This window comes from Rhodoferax sp. GW822-FHT04A08, assembly GCF_058801025.1.
Genome location: NZ_JBXAMW010000021.1, coordinates 38046 through 57958, shown reverse-complemented (window position 1 = coordinate 57958; position 19913 = coordinate 38046). Strand labels below are relative to the sequence as shown.

The window sequence follows — 19913 nt, the reverse complement described above, 5'->3', positions numbered from 1 at the left end:
TGTGGTGGCCGGCATCACTCCGTTCAACTTCCCCGTGATGGTGCCCATGTGGATGTTCCCGGTGGCGATTGCCGCAGGCAACACCTTTGTCTTGAAGCCCAGTCCGCTGGACCCCAGCCCCAGCCTGCTGATTGCGGACCTGTTCAAGCAGGCCGGTCTGCCCGATGGCGTGTTCAACGTGGTGCAGGGTGACAAGGAAGCCGTGGACGCGCTGTTGGAGCACCCCGATGTGAAGGCCATCAGCTTCGTGGGCTCCACACCGATTGCCAATCACATCTATGAAACCGGCGCGCGCCATGGCAAACGCGTGCAGGCCCTGGGCGGTGCCAAGAACCATATGGTGGTGATGCCCGATGCCGACATTGATCAAGCCGTGGACGCCCTGGTGGGCGCGGGCTATGGCTCGGCTGGCGAACGCTGCATGGCCATCAGCGTGGCCGTATTGGTAGGGGATGTGGGTGATCGCCTGATCCCCAAACTGCTGGAGCGCACCAAGTCCCTGAAGGTGCTGGACGGCATGAACCTCTCTGCCGAGATGGGCCCCATCGTGACCCAGGCCGCGCACGCGCGCATCACCGGCTACATCGAACAAGGTGTGAAGGAAGGCGCTACGCTTTTGCACGATGGCCGCACCTTCAGTGGCAAGGCTGCCGGCGCCGGTTGTGACAACGGCTTCTGGATGGGGGGCACGCTGTTTGACAACGTTACGCCCGAGATGAAGATCTACAAGGAGGAGATCTTCGGCCCGGTGCTGTCCTGCGTGCATGTGAAAGACCTGGCCCAGGGGGTGAACCTGATCAACGCGCATGAGTTCGGCAACGGTGTCTCCTGCTTCACCCGCGACGGCAACGTGGCACGCGAATTCAGCCGCCGCATCCAGGTGGGCATGGTGGGCATCAACGTGCCCATTCCCGTGCCCATGGCCTGGCACGGCTTTGGCGGCTGGAAGAAGAGCCTGTTTGGGGACATGCATGCCTACGGCGAAGAGGGCGTGCGCTTCTACACCAAGCAAAAGAGCATCATGCAGCGCTGGCCCGAGAGCATTGGCAAGGGCGCCGAGTTTGTGATGCCTACGGCCAAGTAAGCCAAGAAACCAATACCGGAAGCTTGAGAAGCCCTCCGCGGACGCGCAAAGCGGTCGCGGAGGGCTTCCTTCTTCGCGCCTTATTGCCCGTTCAAGCATCTCCAACAACGGGGTTGAAATGGATGTCCGGATGCGTTGGATCTGAGCTCATAAATTTGTTGTCCAAGCTATTGCAGGAAATACAGAGACGCAATTAAAATTGCCGTTTGATGCATTTACGCAATAAATGCTTCGAAAATCGTTGGCTTTGGGGCACTGCTGGCAGCCTTGCTTTACGACTTTTCACCCCGTCAGACAAATACATTTAGGAGACAAAATGAAGGCAAAACTTGGAATCGCCCCGATAGCATGGTCCAACGATGACCTACCCGAACTCGGTGGCGATGTCAGCTTGGAGACGTGCCTGAGCGAGGCGCGCATGGCCGGCTTTACCGGCATTGAAACCGGCGGTAAATTTCCTCAGGATGCGGCTGTTCTGGGCCCCATCCTCAAGGCCCACGACATCCGGCTGTGTGGCGGCTGGTTCTCCGGCTTGCTGCTGGATTCAGAGCTGGCAGCCGAGAAGGAGCGAATCGCCCAGCAGCTCGCCACCTTCAAGGCTCTGGGCGCACCGTGCATCGTCTATGGCGAAACGGCAGGAACCATCCAGGGCGACCGCCATGCTCCCCTGAATACGCGGCGCACACTTTCCGAAGACCAGATCAAGATCTATGCGCGCAAGATGACCGCGTTTGCGGAGTGGTGCGCAGAGCAGGGCATGCCCATCGCCTTCCACCACCACATGGCCGCGCCCATAGAGACCGAGCAGGATCTGGATTTGATGATGAAGCATTCGGGATCTACGCTGCCTTTGTTGTTTGATGCCGGACACATGGCCTTTGCCGGTGGCGATGTCTTGCGCGTTATCGACAAACATGCCAAACGCATCAGCCACGTCCATGCCAAGAACATCCGGCGCAACGTGGTGGACAGCCTGGACCGCAGCAAGGACAGCTTCCTGGATGCCGTTTTGAAAGGCGCTTTCACCGTGCCGGGCGATGGCTCGCTGGACTTCGAAGCGATTGTCAAACGCTTGGCGTCGCACGGTTATGAAGGCTGGTTTGTAGTTGAGGCCGAGCAAGACCCCAAACCCAATCCGCCCTTGAAGATGGCGCAAATCGGTCACAAGGAATTATTGCGCGTCATGCGGGCCGCGGGCTACGAGGTAGTCGCCTGACACCGCTTGACGGTGTGCACCTGGGCATCCCCCGGTGCATTCCCCTCTCGGCCACCTGAGCAAGAGCATATGCGCACTTTCAACTTCCCTCACGGTCGTCCCGTTGACCTGGTCTGTCTCGGCCGCCTGGCCGTGGACTTGTACGCCCAGCAGTTTGGCAGCCGGCTGGAAGATGCCCGCTCGATGGCCATGTATCTGGGCGGAAGCTCGGCTAACCAGGCATTTGGTGTGGCGCGGCTGGGCCTCAAAAGCGCCATGATCTCGCGCGTGGGCAATGAGCAGATGGGCCGCTTTCTAACTGAGACCCTGGAGAAGGAAGGCTGTGACACTAGCCAGGTGCAAGTTGACGACACGCGGCTGACGGCTCTGGTGCTGCTGGGGCTCAAGGACCGCGACACCTTCCCCTTGCTGTTTGTGCGCGAGAACTGTGCCGATATGGCCCTTGATGCCGCCGCCATCAGCGAAGACTTCATCGCCCAATGCCGCTGCCTGGCCATCACCGGCACCCATTTGTCTACTCCTGGCACCCGTGCCGCATCCGCAACCGCCTTGGCCTATGCGAAAAAGCATGACGTCATACGCGTGCTCGACATTGACTACCGACCAGTGTTGTGGGATCTGACTTCGCGGGGTGCCGGCGAAAACCGCTATGTTGCCGATGACCGGGTTACCCAGCAATTGCAGGAAATGCTGGGTGAATTTGATCTTTTGGTGGGAACTGAGGAAGAGTTCTTTATTGCCGGCGGTGTCGCGGGCGATCTTGTTGCCAGTCTGCGAGCCGTACGCAAGGCCAGTAAGGCCACGCTGGTCGTCAAACGTGGTGCGTTGGGTTGCTGTGTGATTGCCGGTGACATTCCCTTCCATATCGATGGCGCCCCCACCTTCAAAGGTGAGCGTGTTGAGGTGCTCAACGTGTTGGGTGCCGGTGATGCCTTTTTGTCGGGCCTGCTGGCCAGCCTGTTGCAGGGCAAGGACTGGGTTGATGCCACAGAGATTGCCAACGTCTGTGGCGCCATCGTGGTGTCCCGTCACGCCTGCTCCGCGGCTATGCGTACGCAGGCGGAGCTGGAACACTGGTTCAGTGGTAGCCGCAACCCCAAGGTCGATGCCGATGCCCAACTGGCCCATCTGCACCGCGTCAGCGTCAAGCGCAAGGCATGGGACGAGTTGTGCGTGATGGCCTATGACCACCGCAGCCAGTTCAGGGACATGGCCAAGGACGTGGGCGCCAGTGAATCCAGGATTCCTTATCTGAAAAAGCTGTTGGTCCTAGCTACGGAAAAGGTAGAGGAAGCCTGCCAACTGCAAGGCCTCACTGGTGTGCTAATCGACGGCAGCAGCATGGGCCTTGACGCGCTGGCATCTGCTACGGGACGCGGCTGGTGGGTGGGGCGCCCGGTCGAGCTGCCTGGCTCGCGCCCGCTGCGCTTCGACGAAACTCATTCGATTGGCAGCGCATTGGTTCATTGGCCCACCGAGCATGTGGCTAAGTGCTTGGTGCATTACCACCCGGATGACGTCGAAGAACTGCGTCTGGAACAGGAAGCCAGAGTGCGCGAGCTGTGGGAGGCTACACGCGCGTCAGGCAACGAGTTGCTGCTGGAAGTCATTCTGCCCAAAGGCATGGCACGGGAAAGTGACGAAGACTCTGCGGTATTGCGTGCGATCGGTCGTTTCTACGACCTGGGTATCAAACCAGAATGGTGGAAGCTCGCGCCGATGCAGGAATCCGGCTGGAACGCACTGCAAAAGCTTTTGCATACGCACGACCCTTACTGTCGGGGTGCGGTGATCTTGGGATTGAACCAACCCTTGCAATACCTTGCTGACAGTTTTGCGCATGCCACCAACCCTGTGGTGAAGGGCTTTATGGTCGGGCGTAGCCTGTGGGCGGATGCCTCCTTGCGTTGGCTCAAGAGCGAGCTGACTGACCAGGGCCTTATTGATGAAGTAGCCGCCAACTATGCAGTCTTAGTGCAAGCATGGAGGGGCCGCAAGAGTGCTGTTCCGCATAACCGAAAGAAGAAAGCATGCTGAGTTCTCTGCTGGTCAAACCTGCGCCGACAGGTCGCGAAATCGTCAACGTCTCACCCGAGCGCGCCGGCTGGACACATGTGGGCTTTCGCGCCTTGCGCCTGAAACCCATGGAGAGCGCGACCGTGGACACAGGGACCCGCGAACTCTGTCTGGTGGTGTTGACCGGCACGGTGGACGTAACGGTTGACGGCATTAGCTACATGAACCTGGGCTCGCGCAAATCCGTGTTTGAAGAGGTGTCGCCCGCAGCCGTCTATGTTCCGGTCGGCAAAACCGTTACCGTGGGCAATGTGCCGGGTGCCAGCACGGTGGCGGAAGTTGCCCTGTGCACTGCACCTGGAAAGGGTGGGTCCGGCACGGTCAGCGTGATCGATTCGACGGCCATGCGCCGCAGCGTGCGCGGCAAGGGTAGCAACACACGGTATGTCTGTGACATCCTGCCCCACGACGACCCGCGCGCGGCCCACTTACTGGTGGTGGAAGTGATCACGCCCGCCGGCAACAGTTCTAGCTACCCTCCCCACAAGCACGACCAGGAGACGCCACCCAGTGAAACTCTGCTAGAGGAGATCTATTACCACCGCCTCAATCCGCCCCAGGGTTTTGCTTTCCAACGCGTCTATACCGACGACCGAAGCCTAGACGAAACTTGTGCCGTGGAGGACCACGACGTGGTGATGGTGCCGCGTGGTTACCATCCGGTAGTCGCGCCCCATGGTTATGACCTGTATTACCTGAACGTCATGGCTGGACCCAATCGCTTTTGGGTTTTTAAGAACGACCCGGTCCATGAGTGGATGGTCGATCCGTAATCCAGCGCGCTCGCTTGCAGCTACCGATCGGCTTGACTTAGTCACACGCGCTAGATATTGGTCTGCTAGATCCAGGTCACCACTGCCAGTACATCCTCACCAAAATGCCAATTCTTGGCCCTGCACCTGAGGGTTTCTTCTTTCCAGCCCCAAATAATCAGTGTGAATTTGCTTAACATACGTTTTGCTGAATGAAGGTTGGCGATTTCGTAGGACCGAATCGGCTATAGGCTACAAAGCTTGTGTTCTGATCCCACGGACCAAGAGATAAAAAAGGGTGCCATCTTTTCAAACGACACCCAAAAGAGGAGACACCTCAGAAAAGTCTAAGCGACTGCCTTTATGGCATCGCGGTTGACCACCAATGTCTGGTCGATACAACCGTTGAAGAAATCCAATGCGTTTTGCACGGAGGAGATGGCCATGCGCTCCGCACATTCGGTGGTCAGGCCCGCGATATGTGGGGTTAGGATGGCGTTGTGCAAGCCAAACAAGGCGTTGTGCTTGGTCGGCGGCTCGGTTTCAAAGACATCCACGCCGGCACCGGCAATCACGCCGTTCTTCAGAGCCGCAACCAATGCCGCTTCATCAATCACACCACCGCGTGCGGTGTTGACTAGCACTGCGTTGGACCGCATCAGAGCCAGTTCTTCCGCGCCAATCAAAGCCTTGCCGCTGTGCGGCACGTTGACGGAAACGGCATCTGCCCAGCGCAAGCCCTCTTCCAGTGTGCTGACGGGCGTCACGGAACCAGCAGGCCAGCCAGCTTTTTCCAGATAGGGGTCATAAGCCCGGATGTGCATGCTGAAGCCAGACGCCATGCGGGCCAGGTGCCTACCAATGCGGCCATAGCCAATGATCAGCAAGTTCTTGCCACTGACCTCGCGTGCGGCCAGCAGATTGCGCCAGCCCCATTCGCCATTGCGAACCGAGGTGTCCGCTTTGACGGTCTGCTTGGTTGCAGCCAGTATCAGCATCATGCTGTGCTCGGCCACCGAAACGGAGTTGACATCGCCACAGACGGCCAGCGCAATGCCGCGGGCGTTGACGGCTTGCAGATCGACCGTGTCATAGCCCACGCCATGGCGTGACACTATCTTGAGCTTGTCGGCCAGAGCAATCGTCGCAGCGCTGCAAGGCTGGGTGCGAATCACCAGGCCATCGGCCTTGTGGATCAGCGGGGCGAAACTGGCCTCGCTGACTTCTTCCACATAGTCATAAGTTATGCCGGGCGCATTCTTGAGCAGCGCCATACCGCTGGGATGGATTTTGCCGGCGATCAATAGGTGTGGCATCAGTAGGCTCCCTTTGTCTCGGCCGCTTGGGTAGACAGATGTCCCACCAGCTTCTTAAACTTGGTCACACTATCGGCGGCGGCCGCAGCCAGCAGGCGCGAGTCACCCGACACGGTGGTCATGTTGAAGCCCCATTCAATGGCGCGCACCGCATATTCGGGCGTGCCGCAATGCAGGGCAGAGCGAATGTTGTTCTTCTTGCAGGCTGCCACTATCTTCTTGAGTGCTTCAATCATTTCTGGCTCTTCACGGTCGAAAGCCGGGGCCAGACGACCTTGCGCCAAACTAAAGGTCAGGTCGGCTGGTCCGACATAGATGCCGTCCAGTCCGGGAGTCGCTGCAATCGCATCCAGGTTTTCCATGGCTTCGGCCGTCTCCACCATTGCAAACGCCAGCATCTCGCCATTGGCTTCTTGCGCGTAGTTGGCACCAGCGGAGAAGTTGGCACGGGTGGGGCCAAAAGAGCGCTGGCCCAAAGGTGGGTAGCGCATATAGCTTACAAACTCGGCGGCCTGTTCTGCGGTATTGACCATGGGGCAGACCACGCCATAGGCGCCGGCGTCCAGCGCCTTCATGATGATTCCGGGTTCCAGCCAGGGCACACGCGCCAACAGCGTGATGCCGGAGGCACGCATGGCCTGGAACATGGGCAGCACGTCGCTGTAATCCAGCGCGCCGTGCTGGATGTCGATGCAAATACTGTCGTAGCCTTGGGCTGCCATGATTTCCGCAGTAAACGGATTGCCAACGGACAACCAGCCATTGATGCTTGGTTTGCCTTGTCCCCAAATTTCCTTGAGTTTGTTTTTAATCATGTTTTTCTCTTAAAGAACGATCTGTGCGAGCTTGATATCGAGGTAATCCGAGATGCCCTCGATACCGCCCTCACGCCCCATGCCTGAATACTTGGTGCCGCCAAACGGAGCCTCCGAGGCTGCCATGGCAAAGCTATTGATGCCCACCATGCCGACTTTCAGTCCCGACACAGTGGCGCGGATGCGCTTGGCGCTGGTAGTGAACGCATAGGCCGACAGGCCCATCTCCGATGCATTGGCGCGCCGGATCACTTCCTCGTCGTCCTTGAAGGTAGTGATGGCTGCAATCGGGCCGAAATTTTCCTGATCAAACACCTTCATCGAGTCTGTGACGTTCACCAGAACCGTGGGTTCAAAGAAGAATCCTTTGGCGTGTGCTGGCGAGCGGCGTCCACCGGTTGCCACCTTGGCACCGGCCGCAATCGCGCTTTCCACAATGGATTCCATCTCATCCATACGTGCGGCATTGATCAGTGGCCCCATTTGTGTGGCAGCATCCATGCCGTCGCCTAGCTTCAGTGCTTTGGCGCGTTGCACAAAGCCTTTGACAAAAGCATCGTGCAGACTTTCGTGGATAAAGAAGCGGTCGGCCGTGACGCACACCTGGCCGGCATTGGCGTACTTGGTGGGCACCGATAGGTTGAGCGCCAGTTCCAGGTCCGCATCGTTGTAAACGATCAGTGGCGCATTGCCACCGAGCTCCATGGAGGTCTTCTTCACGGTGTCTGCGGCGTCACGCAGCATTTGCTGGCCCACCCGCGTTGAGCCTGTTAGCGAGACCTTGCGCACGACCGCAGAGGCCATGATGGGTGCGTAGGTGGTGGAGGTGGGGCCCACGACCAGACCCACCACACCGGCAGGCAGATTGGCTTCCCGGATGCAATCAATCATCACCATCGCAACTCCTGGCGTCTGGCTGGAGGGGCGCACGATGATGGAGCAGCCGGCAGCCAGTGCAGGCGCTACTTTGCGGGCAATTAGGGCCGCCGGAAAGTTCCAGGCGGTAAAGGCCGCCGCCACACCCACCGGCTCATGGCTGATTTCAAAGCGGCCACCCGGCACGCGACTTTCCACCACGCGGCCATAAACCCGGCGTGCTTCCTCGGCCATCCAGCGGAACTGGTCGATAGACAGATTCCATTCGCGCTCAGACTGCACCAGGGGCTTACCGGTTTCCATGGAAATCATGGTGGCACCTTCCTGGCGGCGACGCGTCATGATGTCGGCGACTAGGTGCAGCGCATCGGCGCGCTCGAACGAGGACTTTCTCTTCCAGACTTCAAAACCTTGTTCTGCGCAGGCAATCGCTTCCTGTGTATCCGCATGGGTTGCATAGGGCACGCTCCCCAGGGATTCCTGCGTCACCGGGCTGAAGACGGGCGCGCTTTGCTTGTCAGAGGCTTCGCGCCACTGCCCATTCAGAAACAGTCCAAATTTCTTGTACATCGCTCAACCCATTTCGTTCATATGGACCACACAGCCCGTTTGCGCGGACTTCAGTGCTGCCTCGGCCAGCATCAGGGCCAGGCGGCCATCGGCAAAGCCGACTTCAGGTTCCCGCTTGTTTTCAATAGCGTCCACAAACTCGCCGATCTCTGCCGCAAAGGCTTCCGAATAACGCTCGATAAAGAAGTTCTGGTACGGCTCCGAGCGCTCAGTAAAGGTCTTGGTGTGCAAGGTGGCCTCATGGTTCTTGCGGTTTTGCGAGCTGGCCAGCCCTAGCGTGCCCAGCGCTTCGACGCGCTGGTCGTAGCCGTAGACCGCCTGGCGGGAGTTGGTGATCACGCACTGTTTGCCCGAGGCGGTGGTCAGTGTCACCAGCACGGTGTCGTAATCCCGCAATTCGTTCATCAGTGCGGGGTTGACCAAACGGCTGCCGGTGGCAAAGACTTCCACAGGCTCTTCACCCAACACAAAGCGGGCCATATCGAAATCATGGATCGTCATGTCGCGGAAGATGCCGCCCGAGACGCGGATATAGGCATCGGGTGCCATGGCCGGGTCGCGTGAGGTGATGACCACCTGGTGCAGCTCACCAATGTCACCACGGCGAACTGCATCGCGTGTGGCACGGTGACCCGGGTCAAAGCGGCGAACAAAGCCCAACATGATGGGCACGCTGCCGTTGCGGATCTTTTCATAGCAGGCGTTGACGCGCTCCAGGCTCAGGTCAATCGGCTTCTCGCACAGAATGGGTTTGCCAGCTGCAACGGCCTGCTCCAAGATGTCTGCATGGGTGTTGGTGGAGGTGGCAATAAGAATCGCATCCACCGAAGGGTCGGCGAGGACTTCTTCCACGGACTTGGAAGTCTTCACCCCTAGCTCGGCTGCCACTTTGTCAGCCGAGGGCTGGTGGATGTCAAACACCGTGGCCAGACTGGCGCGTGGGTGGTTGGCGATGTTACGTGCATGCATCACACCGATGCGACCGCAACCTAAAACTGCAATCTTGACCATTCGAATCCTCTTTCTGCAATATTAATTGCGATTGTAAACAACTGTCAATAAATCATTCAGTCTAGGGCCTTAGCCTCAGACCTGGTGCTTGGAACCTGGGGTGCCCCGCTCGTAAAAAGCGGGGCGCTCAGCAATGCGGATAGGCACGATTTGCTTGCTGTGGCGGGCTTCCACGCAGGCCTCGGCCGTGGCCGAGGCGAAATAGCCGTCCCAAGCTGTGGGGCCGGTGACCCGGCCGGCCTGGGTATCACGCAGCCACTCCTGCAGTTCCACGTCGTAGCTGTCAATGAATCGCGGCTTCCAGTCCATGAGGATCTCGGTGGAATGGCGACCCTCGGAGCGCAGCGCTACGGATGCAGGCTCAGGCAGACTGGCTACACCCGTCTCGCCCACCACATGGCACTGGATGTCGTAGCCAAAACGGCAGGTCACAAAAATCTCTGTGTCGATGCGAATGCCCTGGCTGGTTTCCAGCAGCACCATGATGGGGTCGTGCAGATCACCCTGTGCATTGCGGCACTTGCGACCCTGCACCACTTGTGCGGTGACGTAATCGTCATTGAGCAACCAACGCAAGACGTCGAGTTCGTGCACATGCGAGTCGGTAATGGCCATATCGCCGCCGTAGTTGGCAGGCACTGCAGGGTTGCGGTGTGCACAGTGGGCCATCAGCACATTGCCTATGGTGCCCGCGTCTATGGTTTGCTTGAGTGCGCGATAGCCTGCATCAAAGCGCCGCATAAAACCCACCTGCACCAGGCTCTTGCCGTGCCTGACTTCGGCTTCGACGATGCGAAGACCACCGGCCGCAGTAGTTGCCAAGGGTTTCTCGCAGAACACCGGTTTGCCGGCGGCGATACATGCGAGCACCTGCTCCTCATGGGCCAGCCCCCAACTGGTGACCAGGAGCGCATCCACGTCCTCGGCCAGGATGACATCCTGGTAGTTGGCATAGACACGCGCGTTGATGCCCGAGGCCAATGAGAAGGCTTGCGTGGCTTCCTGGTTGATGTCGTTTAGCGCCACCACTTGGGCACCACTGAGTTTGAAGTGCAGGCGACGTGCATGGTCCTGACCAATAGCGCCACACCCAATAATTCCAATACGCAAGGTCATAGTGCTTTCTCTAGTCAAACGAGCGAGGCAGTGCAGCCTTCAGCGTTGCCAAGGATTTCTTCACGCCGGTAAGCGGGTCCATGGACAGGTCTTCCATTTCCAGACTTACCGTGCCCTCGTAACCGATGTAGCGGGCCACGGAATAGAACTCCTTCCACCACTGCACATCGTGGCCATGTCCCAGAGCCACGTAGTTCCAGGAGCGCGGTGCCGGATCAAACATCCAATTGGTGTCAATTAGCGTCTGCGCATCTGCAATGCCGCGCTCAATGCGCACGTCCTTGGCATGCATGTAGTGAATCAGGTCCTTGCCGTATGCACGCAGGGCTGCAATTGGGTCGCCACCCATCCACATATGGTGGCTGGGGTCAAAGTTCATGCCGACCACCGGGTCAATCACTTCGCGCATTTTTTTCATGGTCTGCGGGTTGTAGACCAGGTTGTAGTGGTGGTTTTCAAGTGCCACCTTTTCAATGCCACAGTCTTTTGCAAATTGGGCCGTTTTCTCCCAATAAGGGAAGAACACATCGTTCCACTGGTAGTCCAGCATCGCCCGGTGTTCGGGCCAGAAGCTGCTAACCACCCAGTTGACAGTGGTATCCGTTTTGTTGCCACCGGGGCAACCCGACATCATGACGATGGTTTTAACGCCCAGAAGTTCGGCCAAGCGGAATGTCTTCTCGACCACGACTTTATGGGCCTCGCCTTTGGCGTTGGGGGCTAGTTGTTCGCCCGAACAATTCAGGGCGGATATGTCCAGCCCGCGGCCGGAAATCGCCGCCATGAACTTGTCGCGCGCTGTCTTGCTGGCCAGCAATTCATCCAGCGCGACAAAAGGTGCTTTGGACCAGCCGCCGCAGCCCAATTCGATGGCTTCAAAACCCAGGGCCGAGACAGTGTCCAGCATTTCTTCAAAGGGTAGGTGACCTAGGGCGTCGGTCACCAGGCTCATTTTCATCATATGCGGTAGTCCCAATTCTCAGGAGGCGACGGCGTGGCCGTCGATCAGTTTTACTACACGGCCCAGTTGTTTGGACAGTGTTGCGGCTTCGGCTACCAGCAGCGCGTTTACGCCGTCTTGCAGCGTGACTGGCATAGGTTTGCCTTGCTGAACTGCATCCACAAAATCACGCCACTCGGCCTCATAAGCTCTCATATAGCGCTCTAGAAAGAAAAGTTCCGGGCGTGCTGCCAGTGAGCCGACGACTGTGCTCTTGACGACGGTGTTCTCTAGTACGTTGCCGACTTGCAGCATGCCTTCGGAGCCGAGAATTTCCAGACGCTGTTCGTGGCCATAAACGGCGCGGCGGGAGTTGCGGATGACCACCAGGCGGCCGTCTGCGTAACGTAGCGTGGTCACCGCTGTATCCACGTCGTCAGCCTCACCAATGGCGGGGTCGACCAGGCTGCTGCCAAAAGCTGAGACTTCGGCTGGCACGCCACCAAACATCCAGCAAGCCATATCAAAGTCGTGGATGGAGCTATCGCGGAAGATGCCACCCGAAACCTTGACATAGCTGATGGGGGGAGGCGCTGGATCGAAAGAGGTAATGGCCAGCAGCTCGCTTTTGCCGATCTCACCTGCATCCAGTGCCTTTTTCAGGATGGCGAAATTCGGGTCGAAACGGCGGTTGAAGCCGATCATGACCGGGCGGCCGTTGCGTGCCGCTGCAGCCTGGCAGGCCATAGCGCGCTCCAGGCTCAAATCTACCGGTTTCTCGCACAACACGGCTTTGCCGGCCGCAGTGGCGGCTTCGATGAGATCCGAGTGCGTGTCAGTGGACGTGGCGATCAAGATGGCGCCAATTGCCGGGTCATTGATGACGGCTTCGACCGAATCTGCACGGGCACCGCACTCAAGCGCCAGCTGGTCGGCAGCAGTTTGATTGACGTCAGCGATGGCAACGAGCTTGCTGCCTGGGTGGGCAGAAATGCTTTTGGCATGCACTTTGCCGATACGTCCGGCACCTAGTAATCCGACTTTGATCATGAAGAGTCCCAAAAAAGAAGAGATAAGAAAGTGAAAAATCAGTTGATTGCTGGCTTAGACCTTGGCAGCCCAGATACGGAAGCGCTGGTCGCCATAAGAGGCAAACACTACGATCAGGCCTAGCAGCAAGATGAACCATTGCGGCTTTACCGCCATGACCACCAAGTACGACTGGATGGACGACAGCAAAAAGGTACCCAGGATGGTGCCGATTAGAGAAACCCGTCCACCGGACAACAGGCAACCACCCAGCACACAGGAGGCGATGGCCTGCAGCTCCATTTGACGCCCCATTGAGCCATCGGCAAAGCCTAGCTTGCCCGCTTCGAGTGCGCCGGCAAAGGCAGACAGGGCACCGCAGACGATAAACGCAGTGATTTTGGTTTTGCCAACATGCACTCCGCGCGAGTGAGCGCTCTCGCTGGAACCGCCTACAGCTAGTAGCCTGTTGCCAAACGGAGTCGCATACAGCACCACCGAAAGAATGACCATGCCCAGCATCAACCACACAATGGCAGTGTTGAAGCCCAGTACATCACCACCACCTAAGATCGTGTAAGTGACGGAGTCACGCTGCTCGTAGGGCATGGAGAACGAAAATCCGTCGGTCAGCGCAATGGCAATGCCACGGAAGATCATCAAGGTACCCAGCGTAATGATCAGTGAAGGTGTTTTGGTCACAGTTACCAGGTAGCCGTTGAACCAGCCAATCAAAGCACCTACCACCGTGGCCGCAAGTGCAGCAAGCAAAGGATCAATGCGTATCGACAACCACAGGTAGGCCAGCGCGCCCATCCCCAGGGTCGAGCCGACCGAGATGTCGATCTCGCCGGTACCCATTACCAGGGCGACTCCCAGGCTCATCAGGCCCAGTGTTGCGGTGACCTGCAAAATGGTTCCGACGTTGAAGGAGTTGGCCCAGCGACCGCCCGAAGACAGCGAGAAGAAGGTAATGGCAACGACAGCAATGGCGAAGATGCCGATCTCGCCGTGGCGTGCAAACAGTCTTTTTAAGGAGGTGGGGCTCATTACGCGGCTCGCTTCTCTACTTGGCGTCCGCCCTGGCGAATCACTTCCTCCAGCGCATCTGCGGTCATTTCACTGGTCTTGGCGTCCTCGACCTTTTCACCGTTTTCCATGATCACGATGCGGTCAGCGAGTTTGTGCACCTGGAAAATGTCGTGTGTGATGTAGATCACCAGCAGACCTTGCTGTTTGAGTTGTACCGCCAGTTCGTTGACGTGTTCGCGCTCACGCACCGACAAGTGGTTGGTCGGCTCGTCCATGATCACGACGCGGTTCTTGAACTCAACAGCGCGACCGATCTTGACCGACTGGCGCTCACCACCAGAGAGGCGACCCACTTCGTCATCGGTGGAGACGTTATCGCGCAGACCGAATTCACGGATGACCTCGGTAGAGGTTTTGCGCATGGTCTTGAAGTCCAGAAATGGAATGCCCATGATGCGCTTGACCGGCTCGCGTCCGAGATAGAAATTGCGCGCAATCGATAGGTTGTCGCACAGACCAACTGACTGCTGGATCGTCTCTATGCCCTGGTTGATAGCCAGGCTGGGATGGAATTGCGTGACGCGTTGGCCATCGAAATACACCTCGCCGGCGTTCGGCGTGTGAATGCCACACAGCACGCGGATCAGTGTAGTCTTGCCGGCGCCGTTGTCGCCGACCAGGCCGACCAGTTCGCCAGCATGGAAGTCCACTGATACGTTTTTCAGCGCATGGAACGATCCGAAATGGAGGTCGATGTTTTTGACTTGGATGAGTGGATGATTCGACATGGTGGTGCTCGGGTTTACAGGGAACGGTTGACCTTGTTGGCCAGGTATTGGTTGAAGATGACAGCTGCGATCAGCACTGCGCCGACAAAGGTCATGTACCAGGAAGAGGGGGCGCCCAGCGCAATCAGCTCATAACGCACAGATACGATGATGAAGGTACCCAGCAGTGCACCAATCAGGGAGCCACGTCCACCAGTCAGCAAGCAGCCGCCGATTACGGCTGCTGCAATGGCTTCGAGCTCCATCAGTTCGCCCAGCGTGACGTGGGTTTGAGGGTTGTCGCATAGTGTGATGATTCCGGATAAGCCCGCCAGCATCGAGCACAGCACAAAGGTTGCGAGCTTGACGTGGTCGGTGCGCACGCCGCGAGATTCAGCACTGTCCTGCTGTCCGCCAGTGGCCAGCAGGTGGTTGCCAAAGCGGGTGAGCAAGAGCATCACGCTGAGCAGCACGGCCACAAGCACTGTCCACCAGATCACGGCTGGCAGGCCTAGAAGGTGGCCGCCAAACATTTGTGTTAGCCAGTGGGTGCGCGCATCGGCGGAGAAGGTGCTGACGGTGCCACCGGTCCACACGTAGATGACGCCGCGCACGCTGAAAAGTCCACCCAAGGTGACGATCATGGAGGGCAGCTTTAGGCGCACGACGGCCAGGCCTTGTAGTAGGCCGATCAGGGCGGCCAACGCCATGGCCGCAATAAAAGACATCGGGACGCCAAGCACCGGCTCCAGCGTCACAAAAGAAACACCTGCCAGGCCGTAGACCGAGCCCACAGACAGGTCGATTTCGCGGGCGATGATGACCAGCGCAAGGCCCATCGACAGTAGGCCCAGGATGGCGGAGAACTGCAGCACGTTCGCCAAGGAGTTGGTGTTCCACCAGCCATTGAAGTCGATTAACGTGAACAGAACCAGCATGGCACTCACGCCGATAACCGAGCCCAGAGACTGGCCGGTCAGAAGCCTGCGAAGGTAAATATTCGTCATGGATTGCAATTGAAGTCAAGAGATGTGAGCCCCTGCGACCAACGGGATAGACCCGGTGGCCGCAGGGGACCATGGCCCGGATTCAAGTCCGGCCCAAGGGCTCAGCTTATTGCCAGCCAGTCTGTTTCTTGTACTCGGCATCACCGAACACGCCGCGTACCAGCTTGGCCCACTTGTCGGCGTTGTCCTTGTTGATGATGACCGGACCGGTCAAGATGTCGGACTTGGGCTCATAGCCCAGTTCGTGGTACCAGTACAGCCACTCCATGGGAGCGTAGCCCTGCAGCCAAAAGCCTTGGCTGTTGGCTGCCAAAATGTGACCTTGGCGCACACCTTCGATAGAGACTGGACCTTCGTCCACAGTGATGATGGTCATGCCCTTTTTGCCGATGTCAGGGTTCAGCCCCATCTTGTTGGCCACGTCCCAAGCCCAGGGCGACGACCAGCCGGCCACGGTAAAGATGTAGTTGGCATCCTTGTGCGATTGCAGGTAGGCCTGCATTGCATTGCGGGCCTGAGTTGGCTCAGCACTGATGAACAGTTCGTCGAACTTGGCACCTGCGGCTTCCATCACTTCACGCATGCCCTTGCATCGTGCCTTCAGACCTTGGTGGGCCGCATCGTGCACAGCGCACATTACGCGGGTGGGCATGGGCACTTTGCCAGCCTTGGCTTGGGCCAGGGCGTATTGACCGAGATTTTTGCCGGTCAAGTATTCGTCACCGCCGACATAGGTCAGGTAAGGGATGCGCTTGCCTTCGGGGCGGCTGTCAGGAATGTTGAATGCCACAACGGGGATGCCGGAAGCAATCGCCTTGCGCAGCGGGCCTTCAAAGGCATTGGCGTCGACGATGGGCACTGCAATGCCGTCCGGATGGGTTGCAATAGCTTGTTCGAGTAGACGCACATGCTCTTGCACCGAGTAGTTGTTGGTGGATATGTACTCGGTTTTGACGTTCGGGTACTTCTTTTCGAACTCCTTGAGCGACTCGGTGAGCCAGCCCATGTTGGCGTCGTTCGAGCCAATGTGAGAGACCATCACAAAGCGATAGTCTTTTGCCAAAGCAGCGCCTGCTGCGAGTGCGATGCCAGCGGCAATCACGGTGGTTTTAATTAGCTTAGCGAGTTTCATTTGCCATCCTTCATTTGAATAATCTGTGTTGACTAAATTGCTCTGTTAGAGCAAGTAACTGATTGCATGCATGCATGTTTGCGTTGTCTTGCTGCTCTCCTTTAAATTTGTATAGATATTCATGACACTTTTGAGGTAACCGGATCCACTTGAACCGCTCCAAAGAGCCAATCCTCAGCGATGCAGGATTCGGTCCTGAGACCGTGATCTTGAGCGCCTGTCGATGGTATGTTTGCGCAAATTGCAAGTCAACGAAACTAGCAATTAATATTGCAAAACCTAGGGAAAGTCCCTAGGTTTTCTCGATCTCCGGAACGTTTTTGAATTGAATTCGGTGGTGGTCGACATGTCTCACTGATGGACATCCGTGTTTTCCCTAAGCCTCGTGCAATATCGACACTGCAGTGAGTCATTGTGCAATAATTATTGCTGTTAATTGCAATCGTCAATACACCACTCAAAACCAGGAGATTCCATGCCCGAGAAGACCGTCAGGCTGACCATGGCGCAAGCGCTGGTCAAGTACCTATGCAACCAATTCACTGAAATCGAGGGCGAAAAAGTACCGCTCTTTGCCGGTGTCTTTGCCATCTTTGGTCATGGCAATGTGACCTGCCTGTCCGAGGCCTTGGAAGCTGTGAAAGACACCTTGCCCACTTGGCGCGGACAGAATGAACAGTCCATGGCGCTATCTGCCGTGGCCTTTGCCAAGGCCAAGAAGCGCCGCCAGTTGATGGTGGCCGCCACCTCCATCGGCCCGGGTGCCGCCAATATGGTGACCGCTGCTGGCACTGCTCACGCGAACCGTTTGCCGGTGCTACTGTTGGCTGGTGACACTTTTGCCAACCGTTTGCCAGACCCGGTGTTGCAACAAGTCGAGCACTTCAATAATCCGACCATCACCGTCAACGACAGTTTCAAGGCGGTGGTGCGCTACTGGGATCGCGTCACGCTGCCCGAGCAAATCATCACGTCATTGCCCCAAGCCATTGCGACGATGTTGGACCCGGCGGACTGTGGACCAGCCTTTATTGGTCTGTGCCAAGACACACAGGAAATTGCATTTGACTATCCTGCGGAATTTTTCGAACCCACCACTTGGACGGTGCCGCGCCCTCGCGCTGACAAGGAAAAGATCGCACAAGCCGTTGCACTGCTCAAGTCAGCCAAGAAGCCTCTCATCATCTCCGGTGGCGGTGTGCGCTACTCCTTGGCCGAAACGCAGGTGGCCGATTTTGCTCTGCGCCACAACATCCCCGTGGTGGAAACCATTGCAGGCAAGGGTGGCCTGACCCACTATCACCCGGCCCACGCAGGCCCCATCGGCATTGTCGGCTCCACCTCGGCCAATGCATTGGCCTCAGACGCTGACGTGATTTTGGCCATTGGCACTCGCCTGCAAGACTTCACCACTGGCTCCTGGACATTGTTCAATCGCGAGGCCAAGTTCATTTCGGTCAATGCCGCGCGATGGGACGCCACCAAGCACCGCGCGTTGTCGGTAGTGGGCGATGCACGCGAAACCATTTTGGAACTGGAAGACGCCATTGGCGCCTGGGAGGCATCTCCGGAGTGGTTTAACCAATCGCGCGCATTGTTCGCCGATTGGGAGTTGCTGCTGGAAAGCCACAAGAAGCCGACCAACGCACCCATCCCAACCTACGCGCAAGTCGTGGATGTGGTCAACAAGGGTGCGCGCGACAACGACACACTGATTGCTGCTGCCGGCGGCATGCCGGGCGAGGTAACCAAGGGCTGGCGAGTCAAGGAACCTCACACCTTTGATTGCGAATTCGGCTTCTCCTGCATGGGCTACGAAATTGCCGCGGGATGGGGCCACGCCATGGCCAAGGGCGGCAAGGGAACGCCAATCGTCATGTTGGGTGATGGCACCTACATGATGATGAATTCAGACATCTATTCCACCGTACTGTCGGGTCACAAGATGATTGTGGTGGTCTGCGACAACGGCGGCTATGCCGTGATCAACCGTTTGCAGGAATTCAAGGGAGTGCCCGGCTTCAACAACCTGCTCAAAGACTGCCGCGTCAAGCAACCCTTCCCGGTGGACTTTGTAAAGCATGCCGAATCCATGGGCGCGCTCGCTCGCAGCTGCAAGACTCTGGACGAACTGGCCGCAGCCATGGAGTGGGCGCAGAACAACGACCGTACAACGCTCATCACCATCGTGACGGATGCCTTCGCCTGGGTACCGGGCGATGCCGACTGGGACGTAGGCGTGCCCGAGGTGAGCACCCGTGCCACTGTGCAGGCAGCGCGTGCGCACCAGATGGAAATTCGCAGCAAACAACGTGTTGGCATTTAAAAATTGAACTTAAGGAAATAGCATGAATCGTCTCGATGGAAAAGTAGCCGTTATCACCGGCGGAACCCAAGGCCTTGGCGCAGCCATTGCGCAGCAATTTGCCAGGGCAGGTGCCGCCGGCTTGACCATTTGCGGTCGCTCGGCAGCCAAAGGCGAAGCGGTTGCGCAACGTATTGAAAAAGACACCGGGGTGAAAACCGTGTTTGTTGCTGCCGACCTCAATAGCGTAGACGATTGCCGCAATGTGATTGCCCAGGCTGACAAGGTTTTCGGGCGCCTTGACGTACTGGTGAACGCCGCTGGTCTCACCGATCGCGGCAACCTGCTCAACACTTCGCAAGAGTTGTTTGACCGCATGTTTGCAGTCAACGTCCGCGCTCCTTTCTTTCTGATGCAAGAAGCTGTCAAACGCATGATCCGTGACGGTATCGAAGGCAATATGGTCAATATCGGCTCCACCTCCGAGCGTGCCGGACAGCCCTTTATTGCACCCTACTGCGCCTCCAAGGGAGCGCTGGCGACACTCACCCGCAACTCGGGCTATGCGCTAATGCGCAACCGCATTCGCGTCAACCAACTCGACATTGGCTGGATGGCTTCTGACGGTGAGGACCGCACACAGCGCGAATACCACGGTGCCGATGAAAACTGGCTAGAGAAGGCCGCTGCCGCACAGCCCTTTGGTCGACTGCTGGACCCCGCTGAAGTGGCCAAAGCCGTAGCTTTTTTGGCATCCGACGACAGCGGCATGATGACCGGCTCGGTCATACACTTTGACCAGTCGGTCTGGGGTGGCTACGACGCCGCACCTCCAGTGCCTGCCGGTCCTTTGGAAGCATAACGAAAAG

17 protein-coding genes are annotated in these 19913 nt (G+C 57.8%); 6 read left to right on the top strand and 11 right to left on the bottom strand.

The genetic code is table 11. The features are described from left to right. From mmsA to iolB, 4 genes are all read left to right on the top strand, one after another. A partial coding sequence (gene mmsA, locus AC1RMF_RS24245) for a CoA-acylating methylmalonate-semialdehyde dehydrogenase (protein WP_493144923.1) occupies nucleotides 1-1084 on the top strand: 1084 nt, incomplete at its 5' end. 316 nt (nucleotides 1085-1400) lie between these two features. Continuing rightward, nucleotides 1401-2300, top strand: a complete 900-nt coding sequence (gene iolE, locus AC1RMF_RS24240) for a myo-inosose-2 dehydratase (RefSeq protein ID WP_493144922.1) — start codon at nucleotides 1401-1403, stop codon at nucleotides 2298-2300. Nucleotides 2301-2369: 69 nt separating this feature from the next. Then, nucleotides 2370-4337 (top strand): bifunctional 5-dehydro-2-deoxygluconokinase/5-dehydro-2-deoxyphosphogluconate aldolase, encoded by a 1968-nt coding sequence (locus tag AC1RMF_RS24235; RefSeq protein ID WP_493144919.1) that lies wholly within the window; start codon nucleotides 2370-2372, stop codon nucleotides 4335-4337. After that, entirely contained in the window at nucleotides 4331-5149 is an 819-nt protein-coding gene (gene iolB / locus AC1RMF_RS24230; protein ID WP_493144916.1) for a 5-deoxy-glucuronate isomerase, read from the top strand. The genes AC1RMF_RS24235 and iolB overlap by 7 nt, the downstream gene beginning before the upstream one ends. Before the next feature lie 326 nt (nucleotides 5150-5475). Here iolB and AC1RMF_RS24225 read toward each other — a convergent pair whose 3' ends face one another. The 11 genes from AC1RMF_RS24225 to AC1RMF_RS24175 form a co-directional block, all read right to left on the bottom strand. Beyond that, entirely contained in the window at nucleotides 5476-6444 is a 969-nt protein-coding gene (locus AC1RMF_RS24225; RefSeq protein ID WP_493144914.1) for a hydroxyacid dehydrogenase, read from the bottom strand. Next, nucleotides 6444-7259: an HpcH/HpaI aldolase family protein gene (locus AC1RMF_RS24220; RefSeq protein ID WP_493144913.1), complete on the bottom strand. Its 816-nt coding sequence runs from the start codon at nucleotides 7257-7259 to the stop codon at nucleotides 6444-6446. The genes AC1RMF_RS24225 and AC1RMF_RS24220 overlap by 1 nt, the downstream gene beginning before the upstream one ends. Nucleotides 7260-7268: 9 nt before the next feature. Beyond that, the gene (locus tag AC1RMF_RS24215; RefSeq protein ID WP_493144911.1) at nucleotides 7269-8705 is read right to left on the bottom strand and encodes an NAD-dependent succinate-semialdehyde dehydrogenase; all 1437 of its coding nucleotides are present in this window, start codon (nucleotides 8703-8705) and stop codon (nucleotides 7269-7271) included. A gap of 3 nt (nucleotides 8706-8708) precedes the next feature. Continuing rightward, complete coding sequence (gene iolG / locus AC1RMF_RS24210; protein WP_493144909.1) at nucleotides 8709-9716, bottom strand: inositol 2-dehydrogenase; 1008 nt, start codon at nucleotides 9714-9716, stop codon at nucleotides 8709-8711. 75 nt (nucleotides 9717-9791) lie between these two features. After that, nucleotides 9792-10832, bottom strand: coding sequence for a Gfo/Idh/MocA family protein (locus AC1RMF_RS24205; RefSeq protein ID WP_493144907.1), 1041 nt, complete (start codon nucleotides 10830-10832; stop codon nucleotides 9792-9794). 10 nt (nucleotides 10833-10842) lie between these two features. Further along, nucleotides 10843-11793, bottom strand: a complete 951-nt coding sequence (locus AC1RMF_RS24200; protein WP_493144905.1) for a sugar phosphate isomerase/epimerase family protein — start codon at nucleotides 11791-11793, stop codon at nucleotides 10843-10845. A gap of 18 nt (nucleotides 11794-11811) precedes the next feature. Further along, the gene (iolG, locus tag AC1RMF_RS24195) at nucleotides 11812-12822 is read right to left on the bottom strand and encodes an inositol 2-dehydrogenase (protein ID WP_493144903.1); all 1011 of its coding nucleotides are present in this window, start codon (nucleotides 12820-12822) and stop codon (nucleotides 11812-11814) included. 54 nt (nucleotides 12823-12876) lie between these two features. After that, on the bottom strand, nucleotides 12877-13851 hold the full coding sequence (locus AC1RMF_RS24190) for an ABC transporter permease (protein ID WP_493144902.1): 975 nt from the start codon (nucleotides 13849-13851) through the stop codon (nucleotides 12877-12879). After that, a complete protein-coding gene (locus AC1RMF_RS24185) occupies nucleotides 13851-14621 on the bottom strand; it encodes an ATP-binding cassette domain-containing protein (RefSeq protein ID WP_342616711.1) in 771 nt (256 codons plus the stop codon). The genes AC1RMF_RS24190 and AC1RMF_RS24185 overlap by 1 nt, the downstream gene beginning before the upstream one ends. Before the next feature lie 14 nt (nucleotides 14622-14635). Further along, nucleotides 14636-15607 carry an ABC transporter permease gene (locus AC1RMF_RS24180; protein WP_493144899.1) on the bottom strand — a complete coding sequence of 324 codons (972 nt, stop codon included), beginning with the start codon at nucleotides 15605-15607 and terminating at the stop codon, nucleotides 14636-14638. A gap of 106 nt (nucleotides 15608-15713) precedes the next feature. Then, a complete protein-coding gene (locus AC1RMF_RS24175) occupies nucleotides 15714-16739 on the bottom strand; it encodes a sugar ABC transporter substrate-binding protein (RefSeq protein ID WP_342616713.1) in 1026 nt (341 codons plus the stop codon). 475 nt (nucleotides 16740-17214) lie between these two features. Here AC1RMF_RS24175 and iolD point away from each other — a divergent pair, with 475 nt between their 5' ends. Both iolD and AC1RMF_RS24165 read left to right on the top strand, forming a co-directional pair. Next, nucleotides 17215-19065 (top strand): 3D-(3,5/4)-trihydroxycyclohexane-1,2-dione acylhydrolase (decyclizing), encoded by a 1851-nt coding sequence (gene iolD / locus AC1RMF_RS24170; RefSeq protein ID WP_493144897.1) that lies wholly within the window; start codon nucleotides 17215-17217, stop codon nucleotides 19063-19065. Between the two features lie 22 nt (nucleotides 19066-19087). After that, entirely contained in the window at nucleotides 19088-19906 is an 819-nt protein-coding gene (locus AC1RMF_RS24165; RefSeq protein WP_493144895.1) for an SDR family oxidoreductase, read from the top strand. Nucleotides 19907-19913 lie beyond the last annotated feature (7 nt).